This is a genomic window from Streptomyces hundungensis (genome assembly GCF_003627815.1).
Lineage (GTDB): Bacteria > Actinomycetota > Actinomycetes > Streptomycetales > Streptomycetaceae > Streptomyces > Streptomyces hundungensis_A.
In genome coordinates this window covers 6,775,291-6,793,306 of the sequence record NZ_CP032698.1, presented here as the reverse complement: position 1 = coordinate 6,793,306, position 18,016 = coordinate 6,775,291, and the positions used below count along the sequence as shown (strand labels likewise).

The window sequence follows — 18,016 nt, the reverse complement described above, 5'->3', positions numbered from 1 at the left end:
GCGGCGCCTCCTGACGCGCGGGAAGGTCGAGGGACCAGTGCCTTCAGGAGGTGTCGTACGTCATGGCCATCGCCACGGTGAATCCGGCTACCGGTGAGACGCTCAAGAGCTTCGGGGCCATGGGGCCCGAGGAGGTCGAGCGGCGCCTGGCCGCGGCCGAGTCCGCCTTCGCCGGCTGGCGCACGACCCGCTTCGAGGAGCGCGCCCGGCTCGTGCTGCGCGCGGCGGACCTGCTCGACGTCGACCGGGACGACATCGCGCGCACCATGACGGTGGAGATGGGCAAGCCCGTCGTGGCGGCCCGCGCCGAAGCGGCGAAGTGCGCCAAGGCGCTGCGCTGGTACGCCGAGCACGCGGCCGAGCTGCTCGCCGACGAGGAGCCCTCCGCGGACGACGTCCGCGACTCGGGGGCCGAGCGGGCCCGGGTCCACTACCGGCCGCTGGGCGTGGTGCTGGCCGTGATGCCGTGGAACTTCCCGCTCTGGCAGGTCGTGCGGTTCGCGGCGCCCGCGCTGATGGCCGGCAACGTCGCCCTGCTCAAGCACGCCTCGAACGTGCCCCAGACCGCGCTGTACCTGGAGGACCTCTTCCGCCGGGCCGGGCTCCCCGAGGGCTGCTTCCAGACCCTCCTGATCGGTTCCGACGGCGTCGAGAAGGTGCTGCGCGACCCCCGGGTGGCGGCGGCCACGCTGACCGGGAGCGAGCCCGCGGGCCGCTCGGTCGCGGCGATCTGCGGCGACGAGATCAAGAAGACCGTGCTCGAACTGGGTGGCAGCGACCCCTATCTCGTGCTCGCCTCCGCCGATGTGGAGCGGGCCGCGGTGACCGCGGTGACCGCCCGCACCCAGAACAACGGCCAGTCCTGCATCGCCGCCAAGCGCTTCATCGTCCACGCCGACGTCTACGACGCCTTCGCCGAACAATTCACCGCCGGAATGCGGGAGTTGACGGTGGGCGACCCCCTGGACGAGGGCACCGCCATCGGCCCGCTGGCCAGCGAGCGGGGCCGCGCCGACCTGGAGGAGCTGGTCGAGGACGCCGTACGCAAGGGGGCGACCGCCCTGTGCGGCGGGAGCCGGCCCGAGGGGATGGACCGGGGCTGGTTCTATTCTCCGACCGTGCTAGCCGGTGTCACCGCCGACATGCGCATCCACCACGAGGAGACCTTCGGGCCGGTCGCCACGCTCTACCGGGTGCGCGACCTGGACGAAGCCCTCGCGGTCGCCAACGACACGCCGTTCGGGCTGAGTTCCAACGTCTGGACCCGCGACGACACCGAAGTCGAGCGCTGTGTACGCGACCTCCAGGCGGGCGGGGTGTTCTTCAACGGCATGACCGCCTCCCACCCGGCCCTCCCCTTCGGCGGCGTCAAGCGCTCCGGCTACGGCCGCGAGCTCTCCGGCCACGGCATCAAGGAGTTCTGCAACGCGACGACGGTGTGGTTCGGCGCGGAGCCCTCGGACTCCTGACCCACCACCCGCGAGCCGCTCCCACGTCACCCCACCACCCGAGGGCGCCGGACGGGGAACGCCCCCGCCCCGCGCCCGCCGGCCGGCTAGGCGCAGCTGAACTTGGCGCCGGCCCAGTCGCCGTGGTCACCGGACTTGGCGTTGTTGGTGTCGGTGACCTTGAGATGGACATGGCGCGCCCCGCCGAGCGCGACGTTGACCGGCACGGTCGCCGAGGCCCCGGTCACCTTCGGCGAGGTCCACAGCACCTTGCCGTCGGCCTCGACGGAGAACGCCACCTCCCCGTAGCCGTTGATCTCGTCGTCGATGCCGACGTCGGCGGTGAAGGCGGTGCACCGGCCGCCGGTGTAGACCTCGATGTCGGAGTCGGCGTGGGCTCCGATGCCCTTGGCGTAGCCGGTCCCCGCGAGCGTGAGGGGGTGGCCGTCGGCGGCCCCCGACTCGCCGTTGGAGCGGTCACGCTCCGGCGGACCGTATCCGTTGGCCGAGGTCAGCCAGACCATGTCACTGGCCCAGGTGTCGCCCGAGGGCGGCGCGGGCATCACGGAGACCGCGATCCGCTGCTGTGAACTGCCGCCGCCGTACGTGGAGTTGGCGGTCAGGGTGGATTCGCCGGGCGCGGCGTCCTTGGCCGGGGTCACCCCCACCTCGACGCGCCGGGTGGTCCCGGCCGGGATCCGGTCGAGCGCCGCCGACGGGGTCACGGTCCACCCGGCCGGCGCGGCGAGGGACACCCGTACGCCGGTGGCGTCCGCGCTCCCGGCGGTGACGTCCACGGCCACCTTGCCGGGGGCGCCCGCCGCGAGTTCCTGCCCGGTGGGGGCGGCCAGCGTGACGGCCGCGCCCGGGGCCCTGCCGCCCACGGCGCTGGTGTCCTTCAGCCGCACCTCGAACGCCCGGTCCGTGCGCAGGCTCGCGGTCTTCACCAGGACGACCCCGCCCCGGTCGCCAGCGTCGTAGAACCAGCCGGTGGCGGCCTTGTCGTACGCGGCCTTCGAATCCAGCCGCGCGAGCCGGTGGCCCTGGACCTCCACCGTGGCGGGCGCGCTCCCGGTGTGCAGGGTCAGATGGTAGGGGCGGGCCTGCTGCTTGCCCGTGAACTGCCCCTTTTCGGCGCCGACTTGAACGGTCACGTCGCCGGGTCCGCGCTGCGGGGCGAGGACGTCGGCGCGCTGGGTGGCGAAGGCGCCGGTGCGGTGGGCGCGGGTCACGCCGTCGTCCTCGTACAGCTGGAAGGACGAGCGGCCCTGGGGGTAGATGTCCCAGGCGAGCGGCGAAGAGGCGGTGCGGTCCTGGTAGGAGCGGATGCCGGGCCACATCGGCACGGCGGCCCCGGCCTTCACGAACAGGGGCAGGGTGTCGAGGGGCGCGCTGTAGCCGTCGATCGTGGTGGGGCCCTGGTAGGTGCGCCCGCTCCAGTAGTCGATCCAGGTGCCCTGGGGCAGATAGATCCCGTCGCGTACGGTCGTGTCCCGGTAGACCGGTGCGACGAGGAAGTCCTCGCCGGTCAGGAACTCGTACTTCGCGGCGTCGGTCGCCGCTTTCGGGTCGTCGGGGTATTCGAGCGCCAGCGGCCGGACCGGCCCGACGCCGGTCTTCGTGGCCTCGTGGGCGTAGGAGTACATGTACGGAAGGAGCGACTCCTTCAGCTTCAGATAGCTCCGGTTGATCGACGTGTAGGGCTCGCCGTACTGGTAGGGCTGCTTGTCGCTCGCGGCCCAGCCGTCCATGGTCATCACGGCGGGCAGGAACGACTTCCACTGGAGGTCGCGGGTGTACGTCTTGGGGCTGCCGCCGAAGATGCCGTCGATGTCCCCGCTGGTGTAGGCGAGGCCGGACAGGGTCGCGCCCGCGTAGGTCGGGATCTGCCAGCGGATGTAGTCCCAGCTGCCCGACTGGTCGCCGGACCACTGCACGCCGCAGCGCTGGGCGCCCGACCAGCTCTCCGGCGCCCAGGTGAAGCCGCGGGCGTCGCTGTTGGCCTCGATGCCCTGGTAGGCGGCCTTGCAGCCGTCGAGCGCGTGCTGGTAGCCGTCGCCGACCCAGGCGACGTCGAGCTTGGCCACGCGCTGGCCGGCCTTGACCTGGTCGGCGAGCTTGTCGAGGCCGTCCTCGGTCCACAGGCCCATGTGCATCGCGTCCTTCTGGAGACCGGCACTGGTCTCGGGAAGGTTCTCGTAGCCGCAGCCGTAGCCGTCGTTGACCAGCATCCAGCCGTTGGGCATGTCATGGGTCTTGTACGCGTCGGCGACCGCGACCGCGTCGAGGGTGTGGCGCTCACCGCGGTTGGCGTTGTGCAGATAGCAGTCGGAGTCACCGGGTTCGAGGCCGTAGACCGGCGGCAGGAACGGCTTGCCCGTCAACTGGGTGTAGTCGCCGATGACGTGCTTGGCGTCACCCGCGAAGTAGTAGGCGTCGAAGCGCTGTTCCTTGGCGCTCGTCGTGACGGGCTGCCCGAAGACGTACGTATTGGGGGCGTACGTGTTGCGGAAGACGCCGTAGCCGGCCGTCGAGAGGTAGAACGGCACGGAGTTGGGGTGCCCGCCGTCGTTCCAGTTGTCGTCGACGCTCACCTGGACGGTCCGGTCGCGGTGCGAGGTGTTGCCCCGGCCGTTCTGCATGCCGCCGCCGTAGAACTGCTCGGCCGCGCCCCGCGACAGGGTCTGGGTGGTGGTGTCCTTGGTCCAGCTCAGCGGCTTGGTCTCGGCCCAGAGCTGCGTGCCGTCCGCCTTGTACAGGGCGAAGCGCAGCGGGGACTTGAAGGCGCGCAGGGTGACTTTGGCGGTACTCAGCTCATAGCGGTCGCCCCGGTCCTTCCAGCGGGTGGCGGGCGGACTGCCCTGCGGCAGGACGATGTCGGAGCCGGTCGGGTCGGTGAAGTCGCCGTTCGGGGCGAGTTCGATGCGGAAGGTGTCGTCCGCGACGAAGCTGACGCGTGCCTCGGCCGCGCCCGCGCGCAGCGTAAAGACGGAGCCGGACGCGGCTTCGAAGCCGGTCACGTCCCCCACGGAGGTATCGGTCGGGGGGTCTGCCGCGACGTCGGCCTGGGCGCTGCCCGGACCGGCGAACACCGCGAGCAGACCGAGCACGGCCGCGCCGACGAGAGCCACTCTCGTGCGTATTGGTGATTGCATAGAGCGTGTTTAGCGCACAAACGAGCATCGGACCATGGGGTGGGCCCAGGAAACATGCGGTGGGGCCCGGGAAAAACGAAACCGCCCCCGGACTCACGCGGAGTCCAAGGGCGGTTCGGGGTCGGCGCGTTGGCGCTACAGGGCGACGCCGAGCAGGGCGTTGACCGTACGGGACACGAGACCGGGGGCGGCCTCGTCCGTGCCGCCCTCCGCGTCCTGGCGAGCGGCCCAGCGGTCGACGGCGGCCAGCGCCGAAGGGGCGTCCAGGTCGTTGGCGAGGGCCTCGCGGACCTCCTCCACCAGCGCGTCAGCGGACGGCCCGTCGGGCCGCGACACGGCGGCCCGCCAGCGCCCGAGGCGCTCGACGGCGTCCTGGAGCACCTGGTCGGTCCACTCCCAGTCGGCCCGGTAGTGGTGGGCGAGCAGCGACAGGCGGATGGCGGCGGGATCGACGCCGTCGCGGCGCAGCTTGGAGACGAAGACGAGGTTGCCCTTGGACTTGGACATCTTCTCGCCGTCCAGGGCGACCATGCCGGCGTGTACGTACGCCTTGGCGAAGGGGTGCTCGCCGGTCAGCGCCTGGGCGTGCGAGGCGCCCATCTCGTGGTGCGGGAAGACGAGGTCGGAACCGCCGCCCTGCACGTCGAAGCCCATGCCGAGGTGGTCGAGGGCGATGGCCACGCACTCGATGTGCCAGCCCGGGCGGCCACGGCCGAGCGAGGCGCCGTCCCAGCTCGGCTCGCCCTCGCGGGCGGCCATCCACAACATCGGGTCCAGCGGGTTCTTCTTGCCGGGCCGCTCGGGGTCGCCACCGCGCTCGGCGGACAGCGCGCGCATGAGCTCCGCGTCGTAGTGGGACACCTCGCCGAAGTGCGGGTCGCTCTCGACGGAGAAGTACACATCCCCTTCGAGCTCGTACGCCGCGCCCGCGTCCCGGAGCCGCTCGACGAGCGGGACGATTCCGGGTATCGCCTCGACGGCGCCGATGTAGTGCTGCGGGGGAAGCAGCCGCAGGGCGGTCATGTCCTCGCGGAACAGCGCGGTCTCGCCCTCGGCGAGCTCGACCCAGTCCTTGCCGTCGCGGATGGCTCGCTCGAGGAGGGGGTCGTCCACGTCCGTCACGTTCTGGACGTAGTGAACCTGCCGCTTGGTGTCGAGCCACACGCGCTGAACGAGGTCGAACGCGTTGTAGGTCGCCGCGTGACCCATATGGGTCGCGTCGTACGGGGTGATCCCGCAGACGTAGATACGGGCGACGGGACCGGGGTCGAGGGAGACCAGTCCGCCGGTCGCGGTGTCGTGGATCCGGAGGTCGCGGCCCTTGCCGGGCAGGGCGGGGACCTCAGAAGCGGGCCAGGCATGCATGTCTTGAGCGTAACCGGACGCACGTTCCGGATACGAACCGGATCCCGCTCTTGGCCGAATCCACCCCCTTGCACAGAACTCCCCGAACCTGCTACCCCTGGAGCTCCGCCCCAGACCCCGATCGCGCCTAAAGGGCGCTCGTCCTCAATCGCCGGACAGGCTGAAGGTGCCCCAGCACCGGCACAGCTAAGGGGCGCGGGGAACTGCGCGCCCAGCCACGCACGGTCCGCAGCCAAAAGCCCCTGGGGCTCCGCCCCAGACCCCGATCGCGCCTAAAGGGCGCTCGTCCTCAATCGCCGGACAGGCTGAGGTGGCCTGTGCTGGCCAGCACCGGTCCTGTCAGGGGCGCGGGGAACTGCGCGACCAGCCACCCACGGTCGGCAGACGAAAACGGGTTTCCAGGGGCGCGAGGAACTGCGCGAGACGCGGGCACGGTCCGCAGACGAAAGCGGGGTTAGGGGCTCGGGGAACTGCGCGAGACGCGAGCACGGGCCGCGGGTGACGGGCGGGGCGCCCCCGTCCAGGGCAGGGCGCGGCACGGCACGGCAAACCCCTCAGACCGGTGGCCAGGGAATCGCAGGCCACTCCCCCGACGGCGCGGGGTGAACCCCGCTGTCCAGGAGCGCCGCCACCCGAGCCCGCACCGCCCCCACCTCCGCCTCAGTGATCAGCGAAGCAAGCCGCACCGCAAGCACCCCCCGGGGTCGAAGGGCCTCGGCCAGGCCCTTCAAGGCGCCCACCGCCTCCGAGGTGAGCGGCTCGCCCGCCCACCCCCACAGCAGCGTCCGCAACTTGTCGTCCACGTTGAACGTGACCCCGTGGTCGATCCCGTACAGCCGCCCGTCGGGCGCGGGCAGCAGATGCCCGCCCTTGCGATCCCCGTTGTTGATCACCGCGTCGAGCACCGCGAGCCTCCGCAGCCGCTCGTCGTCGGCGTGCACGAGCAGCGCGGTGCGCCCCTCGCCGACCTCCGCGAGCGCGACCGCCTTCCAGCCCTCGGCCGGCTCCTCGTCCTCGACGAGGGCGAGCAGCCCGGAGTCGCCCTCCGCCGTCTCGATCCACAGCTGGACCATGCCCTCGCCGTAGGGGCCGTCCCGCAGCACGGTGGGCGGCACGAGGTCCCAGCCCGTCGCGCGCGACACCTCGTACGCGGCGACCTCGCGCTGGGCGAGCGTGCCGTCGGGGAAGTCCCACAGCGGCCGCTCCCCCGCGACGGGCTTGTAGACGCACTCCGCGCTCTCGTCGCCGTACGCCACCGAGCAGTACAGGACCGCGTTGGACGCCTCGCGGATCCGTCCGAGGACGGTGAGCTCACCCTTGGCGAGGAGCTCGGCCGAGGTCAGGCTCCGCGGCGGTATCCGTTCTGGCGCGGGCATACGTGTCCTTCCGGGTCGAGCGGGAGGCTGCACAGCGGGCAGGGCGGGCGGCCCGCGTTCACGACGTCGAGGGCCCGCTTGGCGAAGGCCCGGGCCTGGGCTCCGGTCAGGCGCACCCGCAGCATGGGCGGGCCGTTCTCCTCGTCCTGGAGCATGCGCTCCTCGGCCTCGGCGAGGTCGTCCTCGGTGTCGGCGTCGAGCTCGACCAGGGCCTGCGCCTCGATGATCATGCGCTGTTCGTCGCCGTCCCAGGCGAGCGCCATGGTGCCGACCCGGAACTCCTCCTCGACGGGCGAGTCGAGCGGCGCGCTGTCGGTGACGTCGGGCGGGGCGACGGCGGGCACAGGAGCGTTTCCTCCGGTCCTGCGCACGACCTCGTCGAGGAGCTCGTCGATCCGCTCGGCGAGCGCCGCGACCTGGGTCTTCTCCAGGGCGACGCTGGTGGTGCGACTGCCCGCGGACGCCTGGAGGAAGAACGTCCGGCGCCCGGGGAGCCCGACCGTGCCGGCCACGAAACGGTCCGGCGGGTCGTAGAAGAACACCTGACGGGACACGTTCTGGTCTCCCTAGTTCGGAGTTGGAGCAGTCGGAGGTGGAGCAGCGGTTTTCGGCGCGTCCACCCTACTGCGCCGAGCGATCACGGTGCTCCCGCACCGCCACCGACCTCGGCCTGTTCCTCGGCGGGGGTCGCGCGCGGCATCAGCGAGGCGAGGTCCCCGGTGTCGCCGAGCCGGACCAGGTAGGGACGCAGGCGGGTGTAGCGGATCACGGTGAGGGAACACGGTTCCACCGAGATCCGCTGAAAGAGGTCGAGATGCATGCCGAGGGCGTCCGCCACGACGGACTTGATGATGTCGCCGTGCGAGCACATGGCGTAGACCGCGTCGGGGCCGTGCTCGGCCTCGATCCGCTCGTTCCAGTCCCGTACGGCACCGACCGCGCGGGCCTGCATCGCGCGCATCGACTCGCCGCCCGGGAAGGCCGCATGGGAGGGGTGCTGCTGCACGACCTCCATGAGCGGTTCGGCGGAGAGTTCGGCGAGGGGGCGACCGGACCAGTCGCCGTAGTGGCACTCGCCGATCAGGTCCTCGGGGTGCAGCGGCAGACCGGGACGGGCGTCGAGGAGCGGCTGGACCGTCTCGCGGCAGCGTTGCAGGGGGCTGGTGACGACGGCGGCGAGTGGCACCCCCGCGAGCCGGTCGGGCAGGGCGGCGGCCTGGGCGTTGCCGCGTTCGTCGAGGGCGACGCCCGGCGTCCAGCCGGCGAGCACCCCCGCCGTGTTGGCGGTGGAACGTCCGTGACGTACGAGGATCAGCGTGGCCATGGTCGTCAGCCTAGGCGGCCGGTGCCGCCCGGATGCGGGCGGCTCCCTTTCACGGGAGAATGCGCGCAATGATCGTTGACTGCGCCATCTACCACGACGGCCGCCGCACCGAGGGCCCGAAGGATTTCTCGGACGCCCTCCGCCAGGCGCGCGCCGAAGGTGACAGCTTCCTCTGGTTGGGACTCCATGAGCCGACGGAGGAGGAGTTCGAGCTGGTCAGCACCGAGTTCGGGCTGCATTCGCTGGCGGTGGAGGATGCGCTGAAGGCGCATCAGCGGCCCAAGCTGGAGGTCTACGACGACTCGCTGTTCATGGTCCTCAAGCCGGTCGTGTACGAGCCGCGGAGCGACACGGTGTCCTCCGGTGAGCTGATGCTCTTCGTGGGCGAAAGTTTCGTCGTGAGCGTGCGGCACGGTGAGGGCGCGCCACTGAAGGTGGTGCGCCAACGCCTGGAGTCGGAGCCCGAGTTGCTCAAGCACGGGCCCACGACGGTCCTGTACGCGGTGAGCGACGCGGTCGTCGACCACTACACGGAGGTGGCGGCCGAGCTCCAGAACGACTTGGAGGAGCTCGAAGCGCAGATCTTCTCGCCCTCGGGCGGCCGCGACACGAAGGGCACCGCTTCGCGGATCTACACCTTCAAGCGGCAGCTCCAGGAGTTCCGCCGGGCGACCGGCCCGCTGGCGCAGCCGGTGCAGCGCCTCGCGAGCGCGGGGGTGCCGTTCGTGCACGCCGAGTCCCAGCCGTTCTTCCGCGACGTGGACGACCACCTGATGCGGACCAACGAGTCGGTGGAAGGCCTGGACCGGCTGCTCTCGGACATCCTCTCGGCGCATCTGGCGCAGGTCAGCGTCCGGCAGAACGACGACATGCGGAAGATCTCGGCGTGGGCGGCGATGGCGGCGGTCCCCACGATGCTGGCCGGCGTCTACGGCATGAACTTCGACCACATGCCCGAGCTCCACTGGGCGTGGAGCTACCCGGCGCTGATCGTGCTGATGGTGCTCCTGGAGCTGGGTCTGTACGGCCTGTTCAAGCGGCGCGGCTGGCTGTAGCTAGGGCCTGTCCGGCGGATCTGGTCGCCGCCGGGGTGCCTTGGCCTTGTGGTGCTGGTGAGCGGGGGGCTGGTGCGTCCAACTGCAAGGCGGAGGAGGGCGGCGACGCGGAGCGTCGGCAACCGACGACAACGCCGCAGATGGGCGTGGCAGCCCCCCGCGTCCCAGACAAGATCCGCCGGACAGGCCCTAGGCGAAGCCGGGCGCGGGGAGGGCGGGGCCGCCGAGCGCGTCGCGCCGCTGCGGCATGGCGAGGTCCACCATCCGCCGCCACCCGGCGAGGCGTTCGTAGGCGTACACGGTGTGGATGCCGGCCGCCAGGAGCGCCGCCTTGGGGCGCGGCCAGCCGAGGATGCGTCCCATGTGGGCCATGACGGCGAGGCTGACGTCGCGGTAGACGCGGATCTCGGCGAGCGCGCACCGGCGCAGCGCCCGCTGGATGGCGGGCCCGTGTCCGGCGCGGGCCAGCCGCAGCAACTCCTCGTGGCAGTACGCCAGATGGTTGTCCTCGTCGGCGGAGATCATCCGGACGGCGCGTCCCAGATCGGGATCGGCGCCGAAGTGCTTGCACAGCAGCGCCATCTGTTCCGAGGCGCGCTGCTCGGTGACGCGGCTGTGCGCGAGGTAGACCACGACGTCCCGTTCGGTGAGCGGCTCCTCGCTCCTGAGCCGCGCGTGGCCGAGCCCGATGCCGATCCGTTCGAGCAGCATCGTGTAGTTGGTGTCGTCGGGTACGTCGACGGCGCTCAGGCCCCGCTTCTTCATCAGCGCGTGGAAGATCCGCCCGTGCTTGTCCTCGTCGGCGCCGTGCCGGGCCACCTTGGGGGCGAGGGCGCGGCACTGCGGGGGAAGGAGGGCGGCGATCCGGCCGTTCTCCCAGCCGCCCTGGGACTCGCCCCCGGCCGCGATGGAGCAGAAGAGCCGGAACGACTCGTCGTGGTCGAGGATCTCCTGGAACAGGCTCTTGGCCGAGAGCATCGTTGCCGTACCTCCGGGTGCGCGCAGGACTCTGCGCAACCGAGTCAAATGCGGCGAACCGGCCGCGGCAACAGGGGTCGCGCCCCACTGGGCCGAACGAAGGAATGTGCGGTGCCCCCACCGCCGTAACCGCCCGCCGCGGCCCGGCGTTGTAGGGCATGACGGCCGTGGCGGGGAAGACCCCCCGAGCCCCCACCACGGCCGCTGAGACCAATCCCCCTTATGCGAGGTCCGCGCGCTCCAGCGCCTCGGTGCCCGCGCGCAGCGAGGCCAGCCGCTCGTCGAGCGTGAAGCCGGCCGGGGCCAGTGTGAGCGTGGTGACTCCGGCCTCGGCGTAGGCCTTCATCCGGTCGGCGATCCGCTCCACCGAGCCGAGCAGCGTGGTCGAGTCGATGAGCTGCTGCGGCACCGCCGCGCCCGCCCCCGCCTTGTCGCCGGACAGGTACTTGTCCTGGATCTCGGCGGCTTCCTTCTCGTACCCCATGCGCTGCGCGAGCTGGTTGTAGAAGTTCTGCTTGCGGCTGCCCATGCCGCCGACGTACAGCGCGGTGTATGGGCGGAACATGTCGGCGAGGGCCGGCACGTCCGCGTCGGCGCCGAGCGCGATCGGCAGCGTCGGGCAGACGTCGAAGCCCTCCATGGTCAGACCGGCCTTCTCGCGGCCCGCGCGGATGTGGGAGAGCGCGGTGGCCTCGATGTGCTCGGCGGCCGGGAAGATCAACAGCGCGCCGTCGGCGATCTCGCCGGTCTGCTCCAGGTTCTTGGGTCCGATGGCGGCGATGTAGAGCGGGATGTGCTCGCGCTCGGGGTGCACGGTCAGCTTGATGGGCTTGCCGGGGCCGCCGGGCAGCGGAAGCGTCCAGTGCTCGCCCTCGTAGGAGAGCCGCTCGCGGGTCATCGCCTTGCGGACGATCTCGACGTATTCGCGGGTGCGGGCCAGCGGCTTGTCGAACTTGACGCCGTACCAGCCCTCGGAGACCTGCGGTCCGGAGACGCCGAGGCCGAGCCGGAAACGGCCGCCGGAGAGCGAGTCCAGGGTGGCGGCCGTCATCGCGGTCATGGCGGGCTGGCGGGCGGGGATCTGGAGGATGGCGGAGCCGACGTCGATGCGCTCGGTCTGCGCGGCGACCCAGGCGAGCACGGTCGGCGCGTCCGAACCGTAGGCCTCGGCCGCCCAGCAGACGTCGTAGCCGAGCCTGTCCGCTTCCTTGGCGACGGCGAGGTTGTCGCCGTCCATTCCCGCGCCCCAGTAGCCGAGGTTGATGCCGAGCCGCATGGCCGATCCCCTTACTCGTCGTGACGCGTACGCACGCGTCCACTCCCGCGTCTTACTCATGAGTAACGTTCCTGTGCCGGGACTCTAGCGCGCGGTGGCGCGATGCGGCAGGGTCGAGTTGTCCACAGGCTCTCTCGCCGTGGGCCCCTGGCCAGTAATCTCGCGCCCATGGAGCAGAGGCATCTCGGCCGCACGGGCCTGCGCGTATCCCGGATCGGGCTCGGCACCCTGACATGGGGCCGGGACGTCGGCGAGCAGGACGCCGCCGACCTCCTGAAGGCGTTCTGGGAGGCGGGCGGCACGCTGATCGACACGGCGGACGTGTACGGCGGCGGGGACGCGGAGTATCTGCTCGGCCAGTTGATGGAGCGGCTCGTTCCGCGCCGGGATCTGGTGATCGCGACCAAGGCGGGCAGCGTGCCCGACCCCGACCGCCGCTTCGACGGCTCGCGCGGCCATCTGCTGAGCGCCCTCGACGCCTCCCTCCAGCGCCTGGGCACCGACCACGTCGACCTGTGGCAGGTGCACGCCTTCGACTGCGGCACGCCCCTGGAGGAGACCCTCCAGGCCCTCGACCTCGCGGTCAGCAGCGGCCGGGCGCGGTACGCGGGCATCTCCAACTTCAGCGGCTGGCAGCTCGCCAAGGCCGCCACCTGGCAACTCGCCGCGCCCGGTGTGCGGACCCGGCTCGCCAGCACCCAGATGGAGTACTCACTGCTCCAGCGCGGGGTGGAGCGCGAGGTCCTGCCGGCCGCCCTCGACCTGGGGGTGGGGCTGCTGCCCTCGTCGCCGCTGGGGCGGGGCGTGCTGACGGGGAAGTACCGGCACGGCACACCGGCCGATTCGCGGGGCGCTTCGGAGGGCCTTTCGGCATTTGTCGCGCCCTACCTGGACGACGCGGCGAGCCGCATCGTCGACGCCGTCTCGATAGCCGCGGACGGCCTCGCCACGACACCCCTTCAGGTGGCGCTGGCGTGGGTGAGGGACCGGCCGGGAGTGGTGGCGCCGATCGTCGGCGCGCGCAACGCGCACCAGCTCGCGGCGGCATTGTCAGTGGAGGCCCTTAGTCTTCCTGACGAGATCTGCCAGGCGCTCGACGACGTGTCGGCGCCCGTGCACCGCTATCCCGATCAGGACTGGAGCACGCTGTGACTGCGCTTCCCCAGGGCTCGGCCCCTGGATCCACGGCCGACGAACCCGCCGGGGCGGAGGTGGCACCCGACCCCGCGCAGGACACCGCCAGCACGGGCGCCGACTCCGTCGGCGAGGCCGCCGTGGAGGTCGCGGAGGGTACGGAGGACACGGAGGCATCCGGCCCGGGGACGGCCGACGCCGCTGAACCCGAGCACGAGCGCGCCGACGGCGGTCCGGACCCCGAGGCCGGTCGGCCGGAAGGTGCCGAGGCCGGCGGTGCGAGCGAGACCGGTACGGAGGACGGCGGCGAGAGCGAGACCGGGGGCGAGGCCGGCGGTGCGAGCGAGACCGGTGCCGATGAAGGCGACGGCTCGCCCGGAACCGGTGACGCCAAGGCACCCGAACTCTCCGAAGCCGCCGCCGAGTTGGCCGCGCAGCGCGAGTTGCGGGCCAGGATCGAGCAGCGCAGGGCCGAGCGGGAGGCACCCATCCCGGCCGGCACCAAACTGAGCGGGCAGGCCGCCGACCTCCTCGCGGCGGTACGGGCCGTGGAGAGCGGCGAGAAGTCCGGTACCGCCTTCTTCGCGGGCCCGCCGCCCGCCCCCCGCAGGCCCGCCCCCGGCCCCGCCCAGGAAGCGGCCCCGGCGCGGCCCCGCGCGCCCGAGCCCGCGCAGGCGCCCGCCACCTCCGCCGAGACCCTCGCCTCCGTACGGGACGTGCTGACCCGGGGTGGCGCGCCCGAGGCGCTGGCCGTGCGGGTCGCGGGCGCTCTGGGTGAACAGGCGGCGCAGCGGCTCGGCGCGGACCCCTGGCAGCTCCTCGCCGTCCCCGGAGTGCGGCCCGAGCAGGCCGACGGCTTCGCGCGGGCGCTGCTCGGCGCCGAGTGCCGGCCGGACGACGAGCGCAGGGCGGCCGCGCTTGTCGGCTGGATCCTGGAACAGGCGGCGACCCAGGGGCACACGGCGCTCTTGGCCGACGATGTGCGCAAGGCGCTGGCCGCGCGGTCGGTGCCCGATCCGGACGAGGCGGTGCAGCAGGCCGTCGCCGAGGGCGTGGTGCTGGTCTTCCAGGACGGCCTCGCGCAGGAGTCGGCCGACGTGGAAGACGCCGAGGACGCGGAGGACACCGAAGAGGCGGCGGAGCCCGCCGAGCCCGCCGAGGTGCTGCTCGGGCTCGACCGGTACGCCCTCGCCGAGGAAAGCCTCGCCGACGCTCTCGCGCGCCTGCTCAACTCCCCGGTGCGGGACGACGGTTCGGTGTGGCCGGAGGGTGGTGAGCTGGTCCGCGCGGTCGCGGCCAGTGGCCTCGTGGCGCACACCGGCGGCGAGGCCGCGCGCGCCGAGTCGGCGGCGGTGGTGACGGCGGCCGCGGCGGCCGGGCTGCGGGCCGCGGGCGCGGCGCACACCGCGGACGGACAGCGCCGACTGGCCGAACTGACCGGCCCGCTGGCCGCGTTCACGGTGGCGGGGCTGCTGTCCGGCGAGGGCCCCGGTCGGGACGCGGACGGCGCGCTCGCGCTCGACGTGCTGGTGGTGCAGGACGCGACGCAGCTCGATGTGGAGACCGCGGCCGTCCTCGTGGAGTCGCTGCCCGACGGCTGCCGCCTGGTGCTGAGCGGGGACCCCGGGGTGCTGGGGCCGGCCAGCGCGGGCCGGGTCTTCCACGATGTGCTGACCGCCCGGATCTGTCCGGTGGTGGCCTCGCGACTGCCCGACCCCGGGCCCGTCGGCGAGCTGGTCTCGGGGATCGGCATCGGCGAGCTGAACCAGGTCGAGGCGCCCGGCAAGGAGGTCGTGATCGTCCCCGTGCGGGACGCGGGCGAGGCCGTGCACCGCTGTGTGCAGCTCCTGGCGGACTCGATCCCCCGGGCGTTCGGCATCCCCGCCGAGCAGGCCCAGGTCATCACGGTGGGCCACGGCGGCTCGGCGGGCACCCGCGCCCTGAACGCGGCCCTGAAGGAGCGCCTGAACCCGGGCCCCGGCCGCTTCGGCGGTTTCGACCCCGGTGACCGGATCGCATACGCCCAGGCCCCGGGCCGTACGGTGACCGGCACGGTGATCGGGGCGGACGCGGAGGGCCTCAGGCTCGACTGCTCCGGAACGCCCGTCCTCGTACCGAAGGACAGGGTCGAGTCGGCGCTGCGGCACGGCTGGGCACTGACCGCGCACCAGGCGCTCGGAATGCGCTGGCCCGCGGTGGTCGCGGTGCTGCCAGGAGACGCGGCACAGGGGCTCAGCCGGGCCTGGGTCTACACCGCCTTCGGCCGCGCCGAGCGGCACCTCTCCGTCGTCCACGGTGTGGACCAGGCGCTCCCCCGGGCCGTCGCGGAGGTCCTCCCGGCGCCGCGCACGACGCGTCTCGTCCCGCTGCTGCACGGCCTCCTGAAGCCCGCGGAGTAGGACGGACCGACGAAAAGAGGCCGCGCACCCCGTCGGGGAGTGCGCGGCCTCTGTCGTGACGCCCGGGGTCAGGGGGTGGTGCGCAGGCCATCCTCCTCGTCGAGGTCGTCCTCCAGCTCCTCCTCGTCGAAGACGGCGCTCACGTCGAACCGGCACACCACGCGCTGGGGATCGGCGTGGTCGAAGGGCGTGCTCAGCCACTCGCCGGGTTCGGGAAGCTCGTCGGCGGCCGACACCCACAGCGTGGAGTCGCCCTCCTCCAGGCCGAACTCCTTGTGCCGGGAGGCGATTTCATCCGGTTCGTACTCGCCGAAGAGCACGCCGAGCGCCGCGTGGACGCTGCTGCCGACGGCCGGGACCGTGCTTTCGTCCGTGTCGGGGTCGAGGTCGGTGATCCGCTGGGCCTGGGCGAGCAGCCGCTGTGGCTCGGCCACCGCGTAGTCGCGCCGGATCAGGACGCTCAGGGCATGGGGTTCCTCCGGGCCCAGATAGGGCGGCAGCGAGTCGTCGGCGCCGGGGATCTCGAAGGGGGTGACCTCGTCGTAGCGGTCGTAGAGCCGCTCGTCGTAGGCCTCGGCGGCCGCGGCGAGGGCGTTGAACGCCTCGTACACCTGGGGGTCGTCGTCCCCCGTGCGGCGTTCCACCGCATCGAGGTGACGGTCCAGCGCGGCTTTGACCGCCTCGGCGGCGGCACGTACCTCGGCAGCGGTGGGCTGCGCAGCATCAGACATAGTGCAGACGCTATCCGTACCGGGCCCGTGCCCGCACAATAGATGCGATGCCGGAATACGAATTTGTCGACGTGTACGTCCCGCGCGGGGTGTCCCGCAAGGAGGCCACACGTCTGCTGACCGACCATGCCGAGTACGGACACTGGGAGTTGGACCGACTGAGTCTGCACCGGGACGGCAGCCGCAGAGTGCGGCTCCGCAGGCGGATCATCCGCCAGGTGCGAGCCACGTAGTGAACGTGGGCTCATGACGGAGCGGGCCCCGCCCGTGCGGGGCCCGCTCCGTCATGAGCGCCGAACGCGGGGGCCTCGGCGGCCCGCTGCGGCTACTGCGCGGCCCGGCCCCGGCGGTAGAGCACCGCTCCCCCGAGCAGCAGTCCCGCGGCGGCCGGAACGGCGAAGCCCATGCCGTCGGAGCCGGTGGTGGCGAGCGCGGCGGCCGGGGCGTGCGGCGCGGTCACGGCCGGGGCGACCGGAGCGCCACCCTGGGCGGGCGCGGTGGGCCGCGCGTGCTTGCCCGGCTGGTGCGCCACCGGGCTCACCGGGTGCTGGGGAACACCGGGGTACTGCGGCTGGTGCTGGCCGGGGTGCTGCGGCTGGTGCTGGCCGGGGTGGCCGGGGTGCTCCGGCTGGCCAGGGTGGCCCGGCTGCCCGGGGTTGCAGGGCGGCTGGTGCTGGCCGGGGTGGCCGGGGTGGTGCGGGGTGCCCGGGTGGTGGGGCTTGCCCGGGTGCTGCGGCTGGTGCTGGCCCGGGCGGCCGGGGTGCTGGGGGTGGCCCGGGTGAGCCGGGTGGCCCGGGTGCTGGGGGTGGCCGGGGTGGCCGCTCTCGTCGTTGACGCAGTCGTTGCCGAACACGGGGTTGCCGACGCCCACCACGTTCACGCCGTTCCCGCAGAGGTTCAGCGGTACGTCGATGGGCGCCTGGATGTGGTTGCCGGAGCCCACACCGGGCGACTGGGAGGCGTGGCCACGCGCGGCCGCTCCGCCGCTCCGGTGGCCGCCGCCCTGGTTGGCGCAGTGATCGGCGAACGCCGGATTGAGCGCGCCGACCACGTTCACCGTGTTGCCGCAGGCGTTGACCGGCACGTGCACCGGGACCTGGACGGCGTTGCCGGACAGCACGCCCGGCGAGTTCGAGGCGCCGCCCCCGGCGGCCGAGTCGGCGTGCGCCGCGCCGCTGCCCATGGCGATGACGCCGCTCGCGGCCGCCATGGTGATCAGTCCCTTGCGGGTGACCTGTCGCATAGATTCGTTCCCTGCCTTCTGCCTTCCGGAAAGCCCGGCTGCGCCGTTGCGCCCGGGCTGAAATGCCCGGCGGCCCCGGAGTGCATGGCGCGCACTCCGGGGCCGCCCGGCTCAGACCCTCATGGGTTGAGGCACAACGTCACTTGTTGACGCAGGTGTTGCCGAAGGCGGGGTTCAGCAGCCCGATCACGGAGACCGTGTTGCCGCACACGTTCACCGGCACGTGCACGGGGACCTGGACGACATTGCCGGACAGGACGCCCGGGGAGTGCACAGCGGCACCCTGGGCACCCGCATCGGCGACAGCCAGACCCGCACCCGCGAGAACCAGACCACCAGTGACAGCCGCAGCAGCGACGACCTTCTTGATCATTACTTCCTCCTTGTTGGCATATGTGCGATCCCAGCCTCGGACCGCACACCCTGTAACGAGGGAGAAGTTATGGAGCTACGAGCATATGAGTGCATTCACTCTTTTCAGTCCGCCCCGTACGTTCAAACGATTATTGGAGTGCCGAGGTCGCGCAGGTCG

The 18,016-nt window shown here is 72.3% G+C and carries 15 protein-coding genes; 5 read left to right on the top strand and 10 right to left on the bottom strand.

Annotation, left to right across the window (positions count from 1 at the left end):
- The first annotated feature begins 62 nt into the window (after nt 1-62).
- Nucleotides 63-1,469 carry an NADP-dependent succinic semialdehyde dehydrogenase gene (locus DWB77_RS30130; protein WP_120724925.1) on the top strand — a complete coding sequence of 469 codons (1,407 nt, stop codon included), beginning with the start codon at nt 63-65 and terminating at the stop codon, nt 1,467-1,469.
- An 86-nt stretch (nt 1,470-1,555) separates the two neighbouring features.
- Here DWB77_RS30130 and DWB77_RS30125 read toward each other — a convergent pair whose 3' ends face one another.
- The 5 genes from DWB77_RS30125 to DWB77_RS30105 all read right to left on the bottom strand — a co-directional run bounded on the left by DWB77_RS30125 (nt 1,556) and on the right by DWB77_RS30105 (nt 8,668).
- Nucleotides 1,556-4,603 carry an NPCBM/NEW2 domain-containing protein gene (locus DWB77_RS30125; RefSeq protein ID WP_120724923.1) on the bottom strand — a complete coding sequence of 1,016 codons (3,048 nt, stop codon included), beginning with the start codon at nt 4,601-4,603 and terminating at the stop codon, nt 1,556-1,558.
- A gap of 135 nt (nt 4,604-4,738) precedes the next feature.
- A complete protein-coding gene (gene mshC / locus DWB77_RS30120) occupies nt 4,739-5,968 on the bottom strand; it encodes a cysteine--1-D-myo-inosityl 2-amino-2-deoxy-alpha-D-glucopyranoside ligase (RefSeq protein WP_120724921.1) in 1,230 nt (409 codons plus the stop codon).
- A 554-nt stretch (nt 5,969-6,522) separates the two neighbouring features.
- Entirely contained in the window at nt 6,523-7,344 is an 822-nt protein-coding gene (locus tag DWB77_RS30115; RefSeq protein WP_120724920.1) for an SCO1664 family protein, read from the bottom strand.
- Nucleotides 7,308-7,898, bottom strand: coding sequence for a DUF3090 domain-containing protein (locus DWB77_RS30110; protein ID WP_053723476.1), 591 nt, complete (start codon nt 7,896-7,898; stop codon nt 7,308-7,310). The genes DWB77_RS30115 and DWB77_RS30110 overlap by 37 nt, the downstream gene beginning before the upstream one ends.
- A gap of 83 nt (nt 7,899-7,981) precedes the next feature.
- Nucleotides 7,982-8,668 carry a histidine phosphatase family protein gene (locus DWB77_RS30105; protein ID WP_120724918.1) on the bottom strand — a complete coding sequence of 229 codons (687 nt, stop codon included), beginning with the start codon at nt 8,666-8,668 and terminating at the stop codon, nt 7,982-7,984.
- A 59-nt stretch (nt 8,669-8,727) separates the two neighbouring features.
- Between DWB77_RS30105 and corA the strand changes: the two genes are divergently transcribed.
- On the top strand, nt 8,728-9,723 hold the full coding sequence (gene corA / locus DWB77_RS30100) for a magnesium/cobalt transporter CorA (protein ID WP_120724916.1): 996 nt from the start codon (nt 8,728-8,730) through the stop codon (nt 9,721-9,723).
- Nucleotides 9,724-9,912: 189 nt separating this feature from the next.
- On the opposite strand, the gene DWB77_RS30095 is transcribed toward corA, so the two are convergent.
- Entirely contained in the window at nt 9,913-10,701 is a 789-nt protein-coding gene (locus DWB77_RS30095; RefSeq protein ID WP_120724914.1) for a ferritin-like domain-containing protein, read from the bottom strand.
- Between the two features lie 220 nt (nt 10,702-10,921).
- Entirely contained in the window at nt 10,922-11,977 is a 1,056-nt protein-coding gene (locus DWB77_RS30090) for an LLM class F420-dependent oxidoreductase (RefSeq protein ID WP_120724912.1), read from the bottom strand.
- Between the two features lie 168 nt (nt 11,978-12,145).
- On the opposite strand from DWB77_RS30090, the gene DWB77_RS30085 reads away from it, so the two are divergent.
- Nucleotides 12,146-13,129 carry an aldo/keto reductase gene (locus tag DWB77_RS30085; protein ID WP_120724910.1) on the top strand — a complete coding sequence of 328 codons (984 nt, stop codon included), beginning with the start codon at nt 12,146-12,148 and terminating at the stop codon, nt 13,127-13,129.
- On the top strand, nt 13,126-15,510 hold the full coding sequence (locus DWB77_RS30080; protein WP_120724908.1) for an ATP-dependent DNA helicase: 2,385 nt from the start codon (nt 13,126-13,128) through the stop codon (nt 15,508-15,510). The genes DWB77_RS30085 and DWB77_RS30080 overlap by 4 nt, the downstream gene beginning before the upstream one ends.
- A gap of 68 nt (nt 15,511-15,578) precedes the next feature.
- On the opposite strand, the gene DWB77_RS30075 is transcribed toward DWB77_RS30080, so the two are convergent.
- A complete protein-coding gene (locus DWB77_RS30075; protein ID WP_120724906.1) occupies nt 15,579-16,241 on the bottom strand; it encodes a hypothetical protein in 663 nt (220 codons plus the stop codon).
- Between the two features lie 47 nt (nt 16,242-16,288).
- Between DWB77_RS30075 and DWB77_RS30070 the strand changes: the two genes are divergently transcribed.
- Nucleotides 16,289-16,474, top strand: a complete 186-nt coding sequence (locus tag DWB77_RS30070) for a DUF5703 family protein (protein ID WP_120724904.1) — start codon at nt 16,289-16,291, stop codon at nt 16,472-16,474.
- 92 nt (nt 16,475-16,566) lie between these two features.
- On the opposite strand, the gene DWB77_RS30065 is transcribed toward DWB77_RS30070, so the two are convergent.
- Complete coding sequence (locus DWB77_RS30065; RefSeq protein ID WP_120724902.1) at nt 16,567-17,484, bottom strand: chaplin; 918 nt, start codon at nt 17,482-17,484, stop codon at nt 16,567-16,569.
- A 139-nt stretch (nt 17,485-17,623) separates the two neighbouring features.
- The gene (gene chpH, locus DWB77_RS30060; protein ID WP_120724900.1) at nt 17,624-17,857 is read right to left on the bottom strand and encodes a chaplin ChpH; all 234 of its coding nucleotides are present in this window, start codon (nt 17,855-17,857) and stop codon (nt 17,624-17,626) included.
- Between the last annotated feature and the right edge of the window lie 159 nt (nt 17,858-18,016).